An 18,130-nucleotide genomic window follows, 5' to 3' on the forward strand; every position below is an offset into this window, starting at 1 on the left:
CGGAGATCCGGATCAGTCCGCCTTGGTTAGATCAATCCCGATCACCGCAAGCCGAACGTCATGGTTCATGCTGATCTCGAGTTCGGCGGCCTGCGTCCGCAGTCGAGAGAGAACAGCCTCGAAATCCAGTCTCGCACCAGTGCCGGGACAGTCCCAATGGCGGGTCTTGTTCATCGTCACCAGCAGGCATCCAGCCCGGCAGTTTTCGTGCTGCATGTATTGGCCGACCAGTTGCTCCGCGAGTGCCTTCTCCAGATCAGGGATCGTATAGCCGTTGTTCGCAAGCTTCATTTCGATCACGGCTTGCGCGTTCGAGCGGACAGGCAGGAGGCGGATGTCGGTCTCCTTGTCGTTGACCACCAATGCCTCCCGATCGACCCGGTAGGCGCCGTTCTCGCGTTCCTGCAGGCGCTTCGCGAACCAGACCTGCATGTTCTTTTCAAGCGTTATCCCGAGCAGGATCGGGCGCTCTGAAAACTCATGCGCGGCAATGTCATGCTGAAGGTCGGCAAGCCGATCGATCATCAGGCGGAACATGCCGTTGCGATCCGTCGGCGGGGCTTCGCCATGGGCTTCAACCTTAGCGATATCGGCGTCTGCCTGCGGAGGACCTTCCGCCTCGCTCGCCGCCTTCTCACGCGCGAGTTGGTCCAGCCGATCCCTGAAATGCGCGAACAATGGGTCTGTCCGCATGGCCTGTTTGATCGCCCAGGCTTCGGGCCCGGTGCAGGCGAGCAATGCTCTCAGCACGGCGCTCCGACCGTGCTGAGCCTCATCGCGTGCGGTGGGGCTGTATGCGCCGGTGCCGGCGCGGTCGATGTCGTCGGCAAGGCGGATCTCGGCGTAGGCCAACCGGACCAGCCTCAGGAGCAATGGTGGGGTGAAGCGTGGATCGGACAGATCCGGACAGAAGCGCGCGCTGCGTCGGTCACTGAACGCAGCGAACAAATTGACGCTGATCTGGTAGCGCGCCTGCGGGTCTAGCGGGTCAACAATCCGCTCGAGGGCTTCTATCGCCTCTTCCGGAGCGGTACTGAGCAACAACATGAGCCACAGCAGAACGAAGGGGCTTTCGGGGTCGGTCTCCAGGCGTCGGTGGGCCAGGTCGAGCAACTGCGATCTGTCGCCTGAGCTACGCAGGAGATAGTCGATCGCCCGTTCGAGGTGATCGTAGACCCGCGCCAGTTCGTGCTCGCCATCGAAGGTTGCGGGCGTAGTGGACAGCCATGCGCTTACGCGGGGGACGAAAAATTCCAGAACGGTGTGATCCGCGCGCGAAAAATCGGCGAGCAGCCCAGGGAAAGCAAAGCTGACCGCGTCGCTGAGCTGTGCTGTGAGTTCCTTGCCCAACGTCCGGTCAACAACATCCGGGTGATGCTCGACGAGCTGGGTCAGCCATGGCGGCATGCCGTCCATCTCCTCGGGTGCCAGCCTGGCCGCATATTCTGCGTCCTTGGCGGTCAGGCCCTTCGCCCAGTCCGGATCCTCAGCTTCGGCGTAGACGCCAGCCAGGGCATGGACCCAGTGGCTCCAAACGGTATTGCGCTCGTCTTCAGCACGTTCGCTGCGAAGTGGGACTTTGACCGTGCGCCAGTAGCGGCAAAACGCCGCCCGGACCTTGTCAGCGATCGCGTCGCTGAAATGTGCGGTGATCGTCGAACGGTGCCAGTGTGCGCGCCAGCCGCGGTCTTGCGGGTCGCGTTCCAGCACCTGGGCGAAATCCCAGACCACTTGCCTGTCTTTGGTCTTGGCAAAATAGGCGTCGGGATCGCCAACCACCTCATTGCGCCAGGTGACCCAGGTCTCGATGGCGGCCTGTTCTTTGGCCTTTCGCTTTTCAGCCTTTTGCTTCCATTTGGCTTCCTGCGCTTCGTACGTCCTGTCGCGTTTTGGCGGAGCAAGCCGTTCTTCGAGCTTCTCCGCCCATGAGGGCTCGCCGGCCGCTATCTCGCGCAGTTCGCTGACCCGGTTGTCGTCGAGCGTGCCGTTTGGTCTCATCAACCACATCGCATCCCAGTACGCGGCCGCGCGGGTCTTTTGCTCGACACTTGCGTCACGGCAGATTGCAACCAGCCAGCCGAAGTCGTCATTGTCGAGTTGGCCGACCAGCGTGCCATGCGTCAGGTTCGCGCCGAACTCATTGCCATTGCGGGCCGGAATGTGCGCTGCGCAGAACGCGCTTTCAGCCACATAGACATCCTTGCGCCAGGAACGCGGTGCCCGGTGGAACCGGTTGATGAGGTCCGCCCCCGGTTTTTCGTCGCCATATTCATGGCCGCCCAGGCGCGTTGCAATGACCGCCGCAGCGATCAGGTCTCGCGACGGGACCGCATCGCTTGTCAGTTCCGCAAGGCATAAGGTGGCAAGCGTCGAGGAGAGGTGGCTGTAGCGGCTTGCAAAATGCGGCCAATTTTCACTGTGTTCGATGCTGGCTTCCATCAACCGCGTGAGCGCAGCCCTAAACTCCCTTGACTGGGTACTGTCGAGACACATGGCCGGGATCAAACGCGGCAGGGTCCACTCGATCCCGCCGACGGTGTGTTTAGTGATTTCGATTTGCCCGATCATCTCGACAAACTGATCGATTGTCATGTGCTTGGGAAACAACGTACCGAGTACGCCTTCCTTGACCCGCGAGGGCCAGTGCTTCTCAGCCAAAATCGAGGCTGTCAGTGCGTCGAGGCCACCGGGGTCGGTCATTTCGGCAAGCGCCGTGAGCGCGGTCACCCGATCAGTCGGGGTGGCATCGGGGTCGTTGGCCACCTCTGATGCGATGTCGAGGCAATCCTGCATTTGACCCGCTTGCACCAGATCGATCAGCAACTCGCGCACTTCAGGGCTGGTGCTGCCTTCGCCCCAGAGTTCGCGAACGGTCGGCGACAGTTCGGGCGAGGCGAAGCGCAGGACCTGCGGATATGGAATGCGCACACCGCGCCACTCATCCTTGCCATAACGACGGACATATTCGGCCAATATTCGGCGCCGCGCGCTGAGCGGGAAACTCTCGGGGTCACCGTCGTCCATCAGCGCTTCGGGTTCGCGGCGAAGCAGTTCGTCGCGTACAGCGTCATTCCCGATGGCTAGCCAGGCAGCAACTGCGCGCATTGACGGAAAAACGAGCTGTTGGCCGTAGCATTCGCCAAATAGCAGGCCGAACAGTGCAGACTTGGCCATGTGCCCGTTCTGACAGAACCGGTTCAGGCGCTGCGCGGCTAAATACTCGGCTGCTGACCGATGATGGAAGCGAACCCGCCCATAGCTCGCAAACCCGAACAATGGGCGCTGGAGCAGTTCGGTTCGCTCTTTTTCTGACCAGTCACCCAGAATGAGCGAAGGATCGGTGGCCGACTCCTGCTCGGCAGCATCAAGCGATAGGTCCGAGAAGCGGATCGTGCGCTTGCGTGTCAGGATCTGGGCAAGGGCAAGGCGTTCGGCCCCTTCCAGCGCCTTCGCATCGGACAGGGTGACGTAACGCTTGCGCTCACCCGTTTCCTGCAGCTTCCTGCGGATGTCCTCGGCGACCTGCTGGGATCGGGTGCCCAACTGCCCATGTTCGTTCCAATAGGAGCAAATCTCGATCAGTTCTTGCGGTCGCCGCGCAAATTCCCAGGCCCGCTTGCGATCGATTTCGGCAATGAGGGCAGGCATGTCCCTGACGCCGCGCGAAGCCGCCAACCTCTCAATCTGGGGTTGGCTCAGCGATGTCAAACCTACAATGCGAACCCCGGTCTCAGGGTCAAGATCCCGAGGTTTATTGTTGCTTCCGTGATGTTCCTTGCGCTCTTCCCCGCTGATCAGGCGCCGGAATGGTTCATCGGGAGAATCGACGACTTCGACTTCGGGAGGCGGAGGGATAACCGGAAACTCGTTGGCGAAGGCATCTAGGTCGAGCGCGATAGGTCTGCTGGTGACGACGATGCTGGCGCGGTGCAACTGCCCATCAAGGGCGGCGGCGAGCTTGCGTAGCGCGAGCCGGAAATCGCCATGCGACAGAAGCAGTTCGTCGGCGGAATCCAGAAAGAAGTGAGCTTCAGTATGCCCATCCGTAAGCCAGTGGCGGTAGCGGGCCAATTGCGCCGGCTCGAGCAGGAAGCGAATGTCGTTAGTGGAAATGCCCTCGAGGGTCAGGAAGAAAGCGGCCTTACCTTCCAAAAACAGTCGTCTGGCCTGTTCCCGGCATTCGTGTGTCTTGCCGGCACCCGCTGTGGAAACAATCAGAACCCGTTTCGATCCCAGCAAGTCACCCCAGTCCGTCTGCCCGCCGAGACCCATGGACTCATAGGCCTCAAGCTTATCCGGATCAGCGATTTCTTCACGCGAAAGATTGCGAAACGTGCGAGTGAATTTAGAATTTTCAGGGAGGCTTATTGACTTGGACATTGGCGATTAGATGAGCCTTGTAGCCGATATCCGCAAGACTAGGATGACCCGGCCAGAGCGGTGGGCAGTTATGCTCTCAGAAGTTCAGAAGTCCGCTTCGATGGAACGCTCCCGCCATGGTCTGGACCATGGTCGAGCGCTCTTGGTGTGCCCCAGGATGGTGCCGTCGAGAGGAAAGCATAAGGCTGGGCAAAGCTGCTGAGAGGTAGCCGATCGCCAGTGAGCGACGAGGCAACGCATGCCGTGCTACTACTACGGACCTAAAGCTATTTGCCCCGGGCAACCAGACCGTCGAGCCAGCGATTGCCTTGTAGCGATTCGCTATAAGGGCGGCGGCCAGAGATGCCGGCAGCGCCGCCCTTCCCCCAGCAGTTATACTGCGACAGATCGTCGAGCATCGGATCGAGCCAGTGATGACCATGATATCGGAACTGGCGATGCCCACCGTGCTGGAAGGCTTCGTAGAGTTCGGGCTTGTCGTCGCGATAGAAGAGGAAGTCGCTGGCGTAAACCTGAGTGATCTCGTTCAGCCGTTCCACCTCCTGGGCGCCAAGCCGCAGCGTCACTAGGCGTGGCTCAGAGGGATATTGCATTGGCGACATGTAGACGATCGTCGCCGTCGGCAAGATCGGTAGCGTTAGCTTTAGCCCGGAGTTGAGCGCGTCCTGCGAGGCAGGAAAATTGTGCAGAAAGCCGTCTCCCGCAATGAACTCCTTTTCGTCGCTGAACAAAATCGCCCAACGGCCATGCATCATGCGCTTGCGATAGGCGTCATAGAGCCCACGCTGGTTTGCAGCGATCAGCGTCTTGTCGGCGGTGGGATCGACCAGCCCGAAATTGCGCCGATGATATTCGGTGGTCCGCTTGATCGCCGCGCGAATGTTCGGACTGCGGGCCAGTAACGATGCAGTGACGCGGGCAATCTGTGATGCGCGTTCTTCGGGGAGCGGTTGCGGCAAAATCCGCTCAACCATCGCCCGGTCGGGCGTCGCTAGCGAAGCATCGAGCGTCGCCAGCCATTGCACAAACGCCGCAATTTCATTGTCGGGCTCATTGAAGATCGGCTCAAAGGTCGAGTCCCATGGCCCGCCCATCTTCATATGATGGGCATTGGTGATCGCGCCGAATGCGCCGGGCGGCGCGCGGCGCACGGTTCCGTCCGGTCGGATCACCGAGACCATGCCATCTCCCGCAGACCAATGATCGGCCAGCGTTCGCGGCCACCAATGGTGCAGTTCAGTCTTTAGCGGCTTCTGCTTCATGGCCTCAAACTGGAGGCAATGTCGTCCGATGTCGAGCCTGCGCGATGCCGAGCTTCGCGCGTCTCCAGAATGGGCAGTTCGCTGCCATTGGCTCCATACCTGTCGCCGCCATCATCGCAGAACCAACACGCAGATGCTTTTGGGGTATTGCACCCCTATAAATGACCGGCAGCTATCGAAAGATCCGTTTTTCCTCAAATTGTCAGCAATGGGGCGGGAGCGGCGTGCGTCCGCGATCATATGGCAACGGAAGGTTTTGGCGATAGCCGACGATCACCTCGGTGCACTGCAACGACGTGAGTTGGTCGCGTGCTTCCGGACGTTCGTGGTCGATAGACAACGCATTACGACGCACTCTCGTCCAGCAGTACACCTAGGCGATTTCCCAACTCAGCATTGAGCCCCAGGCGCTGCGACTTCATCGGTTCGCCCAGCAATTCCGCATGCGTCAGGCCAAGAGCTGTCACGACCCGGGCGCGGAGAGTAGGTATCCGCTTCTTAAATTCACGCGTTCTCGGCTGATCGGGCACCAGTGCAATGATAGCGTCCAGTGCCCATAAGATGGTGGACCAGCATTCGAAGAAGTCCACCGGCATGTCGGCATAATCGCTAGACATCACCAGTCTTCCGATCGGGGCATTCTTGCCCCTAAAAAAAGCGGCAACGACCCTGACAACCAACCGTGGCCAACCCTTGTCATCTGCCACCGCGGGCATCCCCTTCGGGGCTGCCTCACATCTTGCTTCCCACAGCACGAGCGCAATCCAGAGTCGCAGGCGTAGCACCTCGCGTGGACCGATAGTTCTACCTTCCGCGGTGACCCCCTCCACGTAGGCTTTAACGGCACGGTCGTAGGCCGCCATATCGGGAGCGGGGCGAGTTTTCGGCTCGACGGCTTCTTCCGCCTCTGAAGGTTCGCTGGTATCCGCGAGCTCACCAGTCTCATCACCGAGATCCATCCACGATCCATCGTCCTGAGGGCCGCGACCACCCGCTTGCTTGTGCTCCACGCCGGACAGGCGATTCAACAGTGCACGAACGCTGTCAAAATGCGTGCCGGCAACAGAACTATCGCTGCGGCCACCCCTTCCCTTTCGCGTTGGGCGGGCGGCCATGAATTCCTCGTAGGTCATGAAGCTGACCTCCGGAGGTTCGGTTGAAGCAGCAGACTTTGCGCGCGCAGTTTTGCGAGTGGCGACCTCGTCGGTGCCCTCTTCCTCTACGTCGGCTCTGGCTAACTCGTCGAACATCTGAAGCATCCGGAGCTGCATCTCCGATGCATCGTCGAAAGTCGCCAGCGCATTGCTGACGCGTCCGCTGACAGACTCCCGCCGCCGCGCGCGCAGTGCCGATCGATGGACTACGAAGCCACGCAATGACTCGCTGGTGCTTGAACGAACCTGCGCGAACGCAGCGAGTTCGAGCACGCCTTCACCCACCCACGCCGTCAATCGGTCACCCGCTTCTGCGAAGCTCGCCACTTCGATCTCGGCCACGATGTCGCCGGACGCACTCGACAGGATGACGATACCATCGTTCCAACGCTCCGGCGGTCTGCGCCAACTGAGCCTGCCACCCTCCGTCTCAAATGTGCCAGCTCCTCCCGCATTCATTTCGTCGAGCGGTATGGCTGTCGTCCCCACCGGTTCAGGAAGATCGGTGAAGGGAAACGGGTCCGCTTCCAACCATTTGTCCACCTCGAGCGCTGCTGTGGCTGCGCCCCTCGGCAGTCGTCGATAGATGCACGCCTCAGCGTTAGTGCCGAGGAAGCCCTCACGCCCTAACGCCGCGACAGTGCAATTGGCGCTGCCACTGAGCACATGGTCGTGCGTCTGTGTGACCGCAATGATGACCTTAGCATGCTTGAATCGGCTAGCTTGCCAGCCTGAAATGTCGATGATGTCACACCTTGGCGGCATCACTGTGCCTATTGGGAATTCGTGCCGAGCTACATCCAGCAGGATCTTTGTGCGCTCAGGGGCGAGCAAGCGGGTCAGGTCCTGAACGGCCTCCAGATTTTGGTCCCAGTACGGGCTGACGATGAGCAACTGTTCGACTGCTTCATCGCCAATCATGCCGCAGAATCGTGTGCCGATTCCCTCGCCGCCTGGCCTCGCAAGGAACGCAATTGCTGTGCCATCGCTTAAATGGTGAAGACTTTCTTCCTTCCCGCCTCCGTCCAGCCAGGGCGCACGATCACGAGCCCAGACAATTGCCTCGCGTGCAGCGCCCGCGTCGGCGGGCACCAGGGCATCGACATAACGCCACGCCGCTTGCACAATCTCCTTCTCGGGACCGGGTTCAATGCCGCATTCGATTTCGACCGCAACTTCGACATTGCCGCCTAGACCTGCGCCCGTGACATTCGCTGAACTGACGAAGCATCGACCGCCCTCGCGCCCCACCTGCAAGACAACTTTTGGGTGGAATATCCCGTCTGAGACAGGAGGCGAATGCAGCACGTAATCTCTGCCCAAAGCTTCCGGCAGGGCGGATCCGTCACTCAGCGCCATTGTCGCCATGCGACCGTCTGCAATCAGAAGCACATTTGTCGCGCCCGACGCCGATATCTGCGGAAGCATCACTTCTTCGAACGCGGCAAACTCGAGCGAGAAGCTTGTCACTACCGCCGAGTGGAAGCCTCTGCCCTTCCGCCTTGCTAGCCGCTCCGGCAGCTTCAACGGTTCGCTCCGAGCAGTGCGCGCCCTCGCGCGGTCAAACCGTCCGCACTCACAAGGTGGACATCTTCGAGGAACTGGATCGCCGGCGCCAAGCGCGGTGTGGTCGGCACGGGTTGATATGCGGCCCGGTGTACTAGCCTGCCGTCCCGCGCCTCAAACAGGAAGGTATAGTCACGCTGGCGTCTCAGTTTCTGCATTGCGACCCAGCTATGGCGGAGGACCACACGCTGCACGACGTATTCTCCGACGACATCGGCGACAGAACGGGCATTCTGGCCCTCAAACCAGCGCAACTCTGTGACGATCGATCGAGCCTGCCCATTGATTGGCAACACCTTGCGCATTGTGTCTGCGAGATCAGTGCGGATCGCGACGCGGCGATGAAGCGAGGCGATCAGCCGGACTGCATCCCAAGATTTCTCCTCCGGTGATCCTCGTCTGCCGGTGAGCTTCGACCAAACCTCTCGCCAGGCAAACCCTTCGATGTCCATAGCGTCCCGCAGATCCGACCATGCAACGCTCGCAGACGCGGTATCTGCCTGTGTTAACCGCGCCTCGACCGCATCCCGGATTTCAGGGATTCTGGCGCCTTCATCAGTCTCTCCTATGATCGAGATAGACCAAGCGAGCAAACTTGCCGCAGCGACCTGAAACAGGTCCTGACATTGATACGCCTCCCAGCGCAGACGTTGGCCTTCGAGATCAGCTGAAAGCGGGGTCGATGGAGGATCAAACAGCGCCCATCGAAAGTTTTCCGGCGTCGGTCGCTCAGCCTTACGCCCTGCGACCTCGAGGATCAGGCTGAGGCTGTCACGACGGCTTTTGTCTTCAGCTATCGCTGCCGGTCCGCCAGCAAACAGTACCTTCTCGTAAACCACCCGTTCGTCTGATGGATCAGGAATCGCCGACGGCACAATCGGATGTAGGGCCTTTAGGGTATCTCGATCGACTTGGGCCGCATCCATTGCCGCGGTGAACATCGTTTCGATATCCGGACCAATCGATGCGCGAAAGGCATTCGCCAATTCAAGACCAGCGTTTGGGGTGACCCGCTGAATGCCATTTGGCCCGAGCTCGAAGAGCCCCATTTCCTGCATCTGCGTGAAGTACGCCGCGCCGAAAACACCGAGACTCTGTATGAGATATCGCTTCACATCGGCGTCTGTCGACGCCGCCGCATCGAAATCGATAACCGCCTCACCGCTTTGAAGCGCTTCACTGGCCCACTCGATGCCTCCTACTCCACCCTCGCCGCTTGCGTCAGCACAAACGAGGGCAAATAGGGCCTCGGCCCGCCGTACCCACTTGCGCCACAGCTCAAAATCAGTCGTCACACCGCGGCGTGCGTAGGCGTCGCTGAGCCAGCAAAAAAACCCGTAGTATCGCATCCGCAGTGTGATGTTGCTGATTCCGGGTAGCAGATCTTGATACAAGCCCACGCCTGCGTTCTGCATTCCGAGCGGATCGAGACCCCGCTTGTCGATTTTGGTCGTCCACTGCGGAAGAGCGTCCAAGTTACCTCCTGCGCGCCGCTTTTCAATGCCGCCGAGGTGAAGATACTAGACTATGTCTTTGTTGCAATGGCAACTTTGCGCAAGGCCGCAACCTGCTCATCACGCTGCGACATGAGCCGTTCGCTTTCTAGCGAGACGAGATCACCAAAGTTGAGCTTCGCTTCTCGGTACAAATAGAGCAGCGCGCCGCAGCTGATTGGATCGATGCGCCATTCTGATGTAGCGAGTTGCAGGAGCCGCTCGAACAGGAAGGCGCGCTCATTGTCGGTGGCGGTAGCCAGTGCCGCACGGATCATCCATGCGGGGGCGGCGCGCAGCTCGATGCGAGATACATGCCAGACAGGCACCGCGAGAAGCAGGATCGCGAGCAGGAAACCGATGGTACCAGCGCGGATGGGCTCTTCTGCGTGAAGCCCTGCTGTCAGTGTGCCCGACAACAACATCAAGCCGGCAGTGAGCAGGCTGGACACGGCAATTCCGGTCCAACGCCAATGGCGGAAAACGGAAAATGCGATCCGCTCGATCCGGGTTGTTTTCGGACGCGCGATGAACCGCAAGCCGGACGCGGTGCGTTGGATAGAGGTCATAATGGGCCTTTCGAATACCGATGACTCCGGGCCTCGTCAGCTTTGAGACGCCAGACCAGAGCCAGAGTGCCTACCAAAGATCCATTCCGCTGCCGGTCGAACCCGGCGCACGATGATCATCGCCATTATGGGGATGATGGTCGTCCCAGCGGTCCAGATTCTGGCCGAAGGGATTGCCTCCGACATCTACGCCGCCGAGGCCCGGCCCGGTCATGGGGAGCCCGGTGGCAGGGTTGATGGAGACGCCCTCGTCAAAGGAGGGCTGCTGCGGGTCACTTGATCCTGCGAACAGATCGGTCAGCCACTGGAACAATCGCATCGGTTTCTCCTGTTGTTGAAAGGTTTCGGCGGCTCGATTGAGCTGGCGCTACCCTCATGTTCACACGTTCACATGTGCACAGTCACACACGCTCACATCGCCACACCCCCCTTTCTCCCAGCCCGGCTTGGGGATCGACTAGCGCCCGATCGGGCTCTCGCCGTACTTGCGTAGGACGTCGTCGAAGGCTTCGGCCATCAGATCCTGAAGGCTAAGACCATGGCGCCGGGCGCAGGTGTGCAAGGCAAGCGATAGCTCGGGTGAAAAGTAGCCTGAGATCGCCTTGCGACCGACGCGGCTTGGCGGCGTCGGGATATGGGCGACCGGTGATGCCGGTGCGGTCTGGTCCGCCTCGTCATTCTTGGGCTGGCGATCGGCAAGATTGGCGAAGCGGTTCATGCGGTCTTCCTCTGCTGTGCCGGGGTCTGCGGGCGCGTGGACATATGGAGTTGTTCACACGTCCACATGTGAAGCTGTTCGATCTCGCTGGCCGCCTTTCCGCCGGGATCGAGCTCGAACACCGTCTGCCCGCCTGCGACCGCATGACGATAGGCGGCGCGGTCCGGCAGGATGATGGGACAGGTCTGACCGCCGAAACCTGCCACCAGCTCGCGGGCATCGGCATAGATGTGCGGCGCATGGGGCGGCCCGGCGGTGAACACTACGAAGGCGGGACGCGCCAGCAGTTCGACCAGACGGATTGTCGTGCGCATGGCGGCGAGGTCGAAGGCGCTGGGGCGGCATGGGATCAGCACCAGGTCAGCGCACTCGGCCGCCTTGCTGGCCGCAAGATCGGCGTGCGGCGGCGTATCGATCACGATCAACTCGGCCCCCTGCGCGGCAGCCGCAGCGATCTTGGCCGGGATGCGCGGCGGAGCGCTGTCGATCACCTCGGGAGGCGTGCCCTTCCGCCACTCGGCCCATTGCGAGGCGCTGGCCTGCGGGTCGGTATCGATCAACAGGCTGACCCGCCCTACACGGGTAGCAGCGGCGGCGAGATGAATAGCGAGCGTGGTTTTTCCAGCGCCACCCTTCTGACTGATGATGGCGACAGTTCGGGTGTGGGCATATGAATGCGTGGTCATGTGCGGCGGTCCTCATGTTCACATGTGGGCATGTGATGCTGTGCGATTGTGGTGATGTGCGGGTGTCGACATGGGATGTGCGGGTGTCGACATGGTCAGCGGCCCCGCTCGAGGTCGCGCTCTCGCTCGAGTTGGCGCTCCCGGTCCATCTCCCGGTCGCCGGAGCCCCTTCCGGGTTCGCTGCGGTAGAGGGATTTTTCGAGCGTGATGTCGCGCTCCTTGTTGGTGAGCACTGCCAGCGCGAACTCTGGGCCAAGCTTTTCAGCGAGTTTCTTTAGGTCTTCGGACATGGCCGCGACCTCTTGCTGATTTGGACGGTCCCCGTTCGTATCCCCGCGGGCGGTCTCGAGCGCGCTGGTCTTTGCGCCGGAGCGCGTATCGACCTGGCGTTCGACCCGGTCAGGGTTGTCGGTGACAAGTGTCGCATTCTCCGCGATCCGAGTCACCGCGACTAGGAAGGAGGCAGAAGTGTTGAGCATCCGCTCGCGCTCGGACATCATGATGATGCCGTTCTGCGCGGTCATCCCCTGCGCGACGTGGACGTTGATGGCGTAGGCGAGGTCGAGCCGCTCCAGCATCGGATCGCCGCGCGGAAGATCGTGCAGCTTGCCGTCGCTGGCCGTCACAGTGATGGTGCCGCCGTCGATCCGCGTGACATGTGCGATGTCGCCGTTGAGCAGTCCGCGCGCGCCATCTTTGGCGGTCCAGCGGATGCGGTCGCCCTGGTGGAGGGCAATCTGTTTGCGCTCGAAGATAGTGACCGCATCGTGTTTGAGGTTGCGGGGCAGACGGTCCGGATCGAAGCGCCGCACTTCGCCATTGGGCATGGCTAGCTCGACCTTACCGTCCTTGACGCCGATGACCGTTCCCCGCTCACTGCGGGCAAAACCCAGCCTGGTCAGGTTGGTCTCGAATGCAACAATGCGCCCCTCCTGATAGCCCTTCAACTGCCGCGCACCTTCGCGGGTGACGGTGACGCGGTCGAGCACCTCGAGTCTGATCCCCCGCGCGCTGATTTGGCCACGATCGATGAGCGAAGCCTGCGCAGCGGCATTGCCCGCGCTGCGCATCGCGCGCCCTGCCGCCAGAAGGATGGTGTTGTCGCGCTGCTCCTTGGGCAGGTCGGCCCACATGTCGGCGGCGATGCCCGCGATCTTGCCCGGCGCAACTTCGATGGTCGCAGGTTTGAGTGCGGCGAAGGCCTGCGCGACGTCGCCCTGTTCGAGCGCGCGGTTGATAGCCTGCATCTGCGGGGTCTGCGCCCGCAGGTTCTCGGTGATCTGGCTCTGCCTGAGATCCTGCTGCTGCAACTGCGCGAAGGGCTTGCCGGCTTCGATGGCGGGCAGTTGCTTGATGTCACCGGCGAGCACCAGCTTTCCCACGTCCATCTGGTTGGCGAGGGCGATCAGCCGCGCGAGCCGGTCTGTGCCGATCTGACTGGCCTCATCCACCATCACCAGCGCACCGGACAGCTCTGCCCTTGCCGCTGCCACCTTATCCGCGCTGGCACTGCCATCGATGACACGGGCATACCGTGCCAAAAACGCATCGACGGTCGATGCCGGACTGGCTGTCTTCTCCCCAAACTCCCGCGCGATCCGGCCCACGTGGGACAGCGCGACAACCTGCCGCCCTTCCTCCCGCGCAATGGCTGCGACCGGAGCCAGCGCCGCCGACTTTCCCACACCCGCGCCGCCCTGAACCAGATGCACGCGGTCCTTGGAGGTGAGGATCGCGACGCCCGCCTGCTCCTGCCCGGGATTGAGGCGACGCAGGCCGATGGCCCGCGCTTGCTCCTGCAGCCGCGCGACGACACCCTCCTTATCAGCAATGGGCTGAACGCCGTCCTTGCCCGCCTGCGCCAAGGAGATGACCTTGGTCTCCATGGCCAGCGCCTGCTCGGTGGTCAGCATGCGGTCGCGATCCGCCGGGCCGCTGCCGACCAGCAGTCCCCGCTCCTGCAACACATCGATCCGCGCCTCGATCATGTCGACGGTGATCGGGCCCTGCCGTTCGAGCGCGGTGCGGATCAGATCATTGCGGGAAAAGGCGGCTTCGCGTTCGCCAAGTTCCCGCGCAGCCGACGCCACCGCTTGCGCTGCGGCAAAGACCTTGGGTTCAAGTCGGCCGAGGCGTTCGGGCACCAGCGGATCACGATCGCGTGGGGTCAGCCCCATGGCACTGGCAATCGCCATGCCGCGCTCACCGATGCCGCGAATGCCGTCAACGACGCGCGACCAGACGGTCTGTTCGCCCGCCACTCGTGCCATAGCGTTTTGGATCAGCCGGGCCGGATCGAAGCCGATGGCGCGGGCGGTCTCCTTCCACGCCGCGACCTGCCGCGCCGCATCGGGCTCCAGCTCCTTTCCACGCCGTGTCGATAGCGCCGCCAATTCGCGCTCGCGTGCACTGCCTCTGTCCTCCTTGGCCAGCTCGGCGAGGATTTCCGCGCGGCGCGACGAGAACGCCTCAACTGCCTCCCGCGTCACACCCTTGATCTCGAAAGCACCATCGATGGCATTGCGGGCAGGCACGGTCTCGTAGCCCAAGGCTTCGACACGGCTGCGCAGTTCGGCGTTGTGGACCGCCGACAGCACATGCTGCGCGCGATAGAGTTCATCATTTCGCACCGCATGCCATTTGCCATCCGAGGCTTTGGTCGCGTTGGCGATGACGGCGTGGATGTGTAGTTGCGGCTCGCCATTCCGGTTCACGTCATGCAGGAAGGTCGCGGCGATAATGTTGCCAGTACGCTCTGGCACCTGCCGCCCTTGCGCCGCATCCCAGACACGCGCTTCGACAACGTTCTTCTCCGCCCACCGCAGTGTCGCCGAAACCGACTGTTTCAGCGCTTCGACCAGACGCTTGTCGCCGCCGAGCATCGCCACCAGCGACACGGACTTCGACGCCGAGAAGGTGAGATCAACGCCGGGGCGATGCACGCCGGCCTTCCCGGCAATGACCGACCCGTCGGGAAGCTTGCCCTCGAGCACAGCGGCAAAGGTCTGTTCCTCCACCTTGCCGGTCAGGCCCAACGCCTCGGCACCTTTGCCAAACCACGCGCTGGCATCCTGCGTCTGATCAGCGGTGTAGTAGTTGTCCTGGGAGTAGTACTCCGCTGCGGATGAAGCCGAGCCTATGCTGCCGAGCGTAATCATCGCCGGTCCTCATGGGCAATGACGCGCAGGCCGAGATCGCGCTCCTGCTCTGGAACCCTGCAATCGGTGACACCGTACTTGCGGGCGATCAGCCGACACATTTTCGCAGGGTGATCGATCAGTTTGGCTGACTGCCAGACCGACCAGCCATCGAACTGGGTAGGCAGGATTGTTGCAATGAGCGCGCCGATAAAAAGCGCCAAACCTCCGCATGCCGACAGAAACTTGAGCGACAGAAAGCGGTTGTCACCGAGGTAGATGGATCTCATCTGCCGCGGCTCGCTCGCCAGCTTTATCGACCGATCAAGCTGCGCGGAAATCTTCGCCAAGTGCGGCTCGAGCAGCCCTAGCAGCTTGGGCTCCAGCGCATCGAAGGCTGACAGCAGCTCACCAGTCTGCGTCATGAACGGCGAGAGGCCGGCTTCATCCAGCTCGCGAAGCTCGACAATCAGCTTCTGCAGGGCGATGCGATTGGCTTCCTCGCCGCCGTTCCACTTCTCGGTCAGCTTGCCAAGCATCCGCGCATTGTCCGCTTGTGCCCGGTCCAGCTCCATCACCAGCTCCCGCAACTGGTGAACCAGCCCGCTGACGGTCGCATCGAGCTTGGGCGCAGCTTCGGTCTGGAAGGTCGGCCGACCGGCATCGTGCGCCTCGATCAGCTCCTGGATCGCCTTGCGCAAAAGCTCGGGCCGACTGAGCGCTTTTGCCTGCGCAACCCTGTCGAGGGCGGCAAGGATGCGGTCCTCAACCGAGACATTGACCTGTGCCATCAGACCCTCCCCCGGATTGCAGGGAGATCGACGGGCCTACAATCTAAGTGTCTGATATAGAGATGTTCTAGAAGGCCACGCTGCTGTGCGCGACAGCTTTGCAGTGCTTTTTGGTCGCCCCTAGAACCGCGCCTAGGGCCTAGAATGGCTGATTTCTGCGGGTTTGCGCACCCCTTGCCACCGCTCGAATTCAGCGTGGAGTGTGCACTTCTATATGCGCTGCTTCGTGACTGACGTTCTGATGGTGGGGAGTCATAACGTGGCTTGGCATTTCCTGCCGGGTGCCACCGACCGAGCAGCCGGAAAGCGATGATCGCGTTCTGTGCAGTGTTCATGTGACGTCTCCGCCAAATATGTTGGGGTTTCCGGCTCGGTCGAAATCCAGGCCCGACATCGGGGTCGGTGGAGGCTCAGCCTCCCGGTTCAGCTCGGCGCAGAACCGCTGGTAAAAGCCGTAGCTGAGCCGCTCGAACGGTGCCGCATTCGGGATCGTCTGGACGATCGGCAGCGGGTCATCGCCGATGGGCGCCCCACCGAGTGACCGCAGAATGACCGCTCTCTCGTAAGCCTGAAGGACGAAGTCACAGAAGGCGGCCCCGTCCAGCCTCGTCAGCATGCCGGCAATGACCCGGGCATCTGGAGTGGTACAATGCTGCTCGACGAGTTGCCTGACCGGGTCGTGCCACGTGCCAATGGTCGAAATGGCTGACCCAGCTTTCCAGCCACACAGGCCAAAGGACCTGGCCGTCAGGAACTGGGAGTTGATCGGAGACTTCGTGTGCGGTGAGATCGTACATCTCCCCGAACACCGCTGGCAGGGCATCGAAGATCGGCTCCGGATCAATGTCGCGCATCAGGATCGCCGCGGCATGGCGCCAGCTCAAAACGGGGTCCCGCCGGGGCTTGTAGGACGGCCACCAGATGTTGCCCGCCTCCAGCTCTGCCCAAAGGCTTGTGTTTCGCGTTTCTGTCATGGCTGCACCTCCCCGGAGAGCTTCGCCAAGGCTGACAGACATGCTCCTGCAAAACTCTGGCCGGTTCTGGGGGCTGACATCTCCGGTTCGAATTGGCGGTCCGGCAAGCTCCCCTCTGGATAGCCCTTGGCAGCCTTGATCATGGGCAACAGGCTCGAGGCGTTCCGCAGCAGCCCGCTCAGGCATTTCCTGCCTGACCGCGCTCGGTAGCGGTGATCGCTTGGCAATCGCGCGTTGCGGTCGATGACCAGGACGCATAGCGCCGCACGCTCGCGCCCCAGCCTTTCGCACGCCTCTGCCCAGGCCGGTTGTGAGACATTGTGCCAACGGCAGGCGATAGCCGACGCGTCAACAATGTCTGGCCAGCTCGGTTGCCGGTCTGAAGGCAGCAGGCTGCGATAGTCTCCACTGGCAAGGCTGGCAGCCATTGCTGGGGAGACCTCGTCCGACCGATCAGCGCCAGTCGCGCGCTTACGGTTTTTGGACGAGTCTTTGACAGGTATATTGGGTGCGAAGATTTCTTCCGTCCGGTGGGAAGATTTCGTGTCACCGGACGGAAGATCCAGTTGCACCAGCAGCGCCTCGAGCATGCCCTTCAAGGCACCCAGCTTCTCTATGGAGGTGATGCGGGACACGCGTCCCCGGGGCAGAATACGTTCTGCCTCTTCGATCACAGCAGCCGCCTGCGTCGCGCGGATCTCGCGACCGAGCATGACAATCTCGTGCCGCAATGAAGTAACCGCCCGCTCGTGCAACTCCATTGCCTCAAGCCGGGCCTTCCACCGGCCATAGCCATCGATGAGCGGACGTAGGCTGATCCCCGCAAGGCTGACGATTACGCCGTCACGCCGCTGACCGGTGCGACGCGCATGGGGAACATGGCTCCGCTCGATGAACCCGCCGCGTTCAAGTTCGGCTTCAGCGTTGTGCAGGACCTTCGTTGAGATGCGCAGCGTCTGAGCCGTGGTTTGTGGTTGCTCCCACACCCCGCAAATCTTGCCACGCTCAAAGTCGGACGACCGGCAGCCGAGCAGGTAGTGCTTCAGGACGCGCACCGCGGTCGCCGACAGGCGTTCCTCGCGGCGAGACCCTGACGCGATCTTCTCGATCAAGTCAGCCATGTTGAAGTGGGTGACACCGGGTGGAAGCCCGTTGTGTGCCAAAGAGATGCTCATGAAGCACCTCCCGCAAGGTTTGCCCTTGCACCCGATTCGCGGGTCGCGTAAATGGGAAGAATAGCCGCGAAGCTATCGAAATGACCGCTGTGAAGGGTGCCAGCCCTTCCGGCGGTTTTTCGTTTGCGCCATCGGTCTGGAGGGTCGGAAATCCGCGTTATGTGCACATACTGTGCACCGAGCCGATTTTCCCGAGTCGGCTCAAACAGCCAACTCCCTGATTTT

General features: G+C 61.5%; 12 protein-coding genes. All 12 read right to left on the reverse strand.

Annotated elements, in window-relative coordinates:
• Positions 1–12: 12 nt before the first annotated feature.
• Positions 13–4,380: an NACHT domain-containing protein gene (locus AC2A1F_RS09085; protein WP_484208444.1), complete on the reverse strand. Its 4,368-nt coding sequence runs from the start codon at positions 4,378–4,380 to the stop codon at positions 13–15.
• Positions 4,381–4,646: 266 nt separating this feature from the next.
• Positions 4,647–5,642 carry a hypothetical protein gene (locus tag AC2A1F_RS09090; protein ID WP_484208445.1) on the reverse strand — a complete coding sequence of 332 codons (996 nt, stop codon included), beginning with the start codon at positions 5,640–5,642 and terminating at the stop codon, positions 4,647–4,649.
• Positions 5,643–5,986: 344 nt separating this feature from the next.
• Positions 5,987–8,266, reverse strand: a complete 2,280-nt coding sequence (locus AC2A1F_RS09095) for a phospholipase D-like domain-containing protein (protein ID WP_484208446.1) — start codon at positions 8,264–8,266, stop codon at positions 5,987–5,989.
• A gap of 53 nt (positions 8,267–8,319) precedes the next feature.
• Complete coding sequence (locus AC2A1F_RS09100) at positions 8,320–9,837, reverse strand: hypothetical protein (RefSeq protein ID WP_484208447.1); 1,518 nt, start codon at positions 9,835–9,837, stop codon at positions 8,320–8,322.
• A 50-nt stretch (positions 9,838–9,887) separates the two neighbouring features.
• Complete coding sequence (locus AC2A1F_RS09105; RefSeq protein ID WP_484208448.1) at positions 9,888–10,394, reverse strand: hypothetical protein; 507 nt, start codon at positions 10,392–10,394, stop codon at positions 9,888–9,890.
• A gap of 100 nt (positions 10,395–10,494) precedes the next feature.
• Positions 10,495–10,743: a hypothetical protein gene (locus AC2A1F_RS09110; protein ID WP_484208449.1), complete on the reverse strand. Its 249-nt coding sequence runs from the start codon at positions 10,741–10,743 to the stop codon at positions 10,495–10,497.
• Positions 10,744–10,881: 138 nt separating this feature from the next.
• Positions 10,882–11,142, reverse strand: a complete 261-nt coding sequence (locus AC2A1F_RS09115) for a ribbon-helix-helix domain-containing protein (RefSeq protein ID WP_484208450.1) — start codon at positions 11,140–11,142, stop codon at positions 10,882–10,884.
• Positions 11,139–11,828 (reverse strand): ParA family partition ATPase, encoded by a 690-nt coding sequence (gene parA / locus AC2A1F_RS09120; protein ID WP_484208451.1) that lies wholly within the window; start codon positions 11,826–11,828, stop codon positions 11,139–11,141. The genes AC2A1F_RS09115 and parA overlap by 4 nt, the downstream gene beginning before the upstream one ends.
• Positions 11,829–11,923: 95 nt before the next feature.
• Positions 11,924–14,986, reverse strand: a complete 3,063-nt coding sequence (gene mobF / locus AC2A1F_RS09125; protein ID WP_484208452.1) for a MobF family relaxase — start codon at positions 14,984–14,986, stop codon at positions 11,924–11,926.
• Entirely contained in the window at positions 14,983–15,756 is a 774-nt protein-coding gene (locus AC2A1F_RS09130; protein WP_484208453.1) for a ribbon-helix-helix domain-containing protein, read from the reverse strand. Before AC2A1F_RS09130 ends, mobF begins: the two co-directional genes overlap by 4 nt.
• Before the next feature lie 331 nt (positions 15,757–16,087).
• Positions 16,088–16,372, reverse strand: a complete 285-nt coding sequence (locus tag AC2A1F_RS09135; RefSeq protein ID WP_484208454.1) for a hypothetical protein — start codon at positions 16,370–16,372, stop codon at positions 16,088–16,090.
• A 354-nt stretch (positions 16,373–16,726) separates the two neighbouring features.
• On the reverse strand, positions 16,727–17,905 hold the full coding sequence (repC, locus tag AC2A1F_RS09140) for a replication initiation protein RepC (RefSeq protein WP_484208455.1): 1,179 nt from the start codon (positions 17,903–17,905) through the stop codon (positions 16,727–16,729).
• Positions 17,906–18,130 lie beyond the last annotated feature (225 nt).

Source organism: Novosphingobium sp. HNCC26BN242, assembly GCF_057180525.1.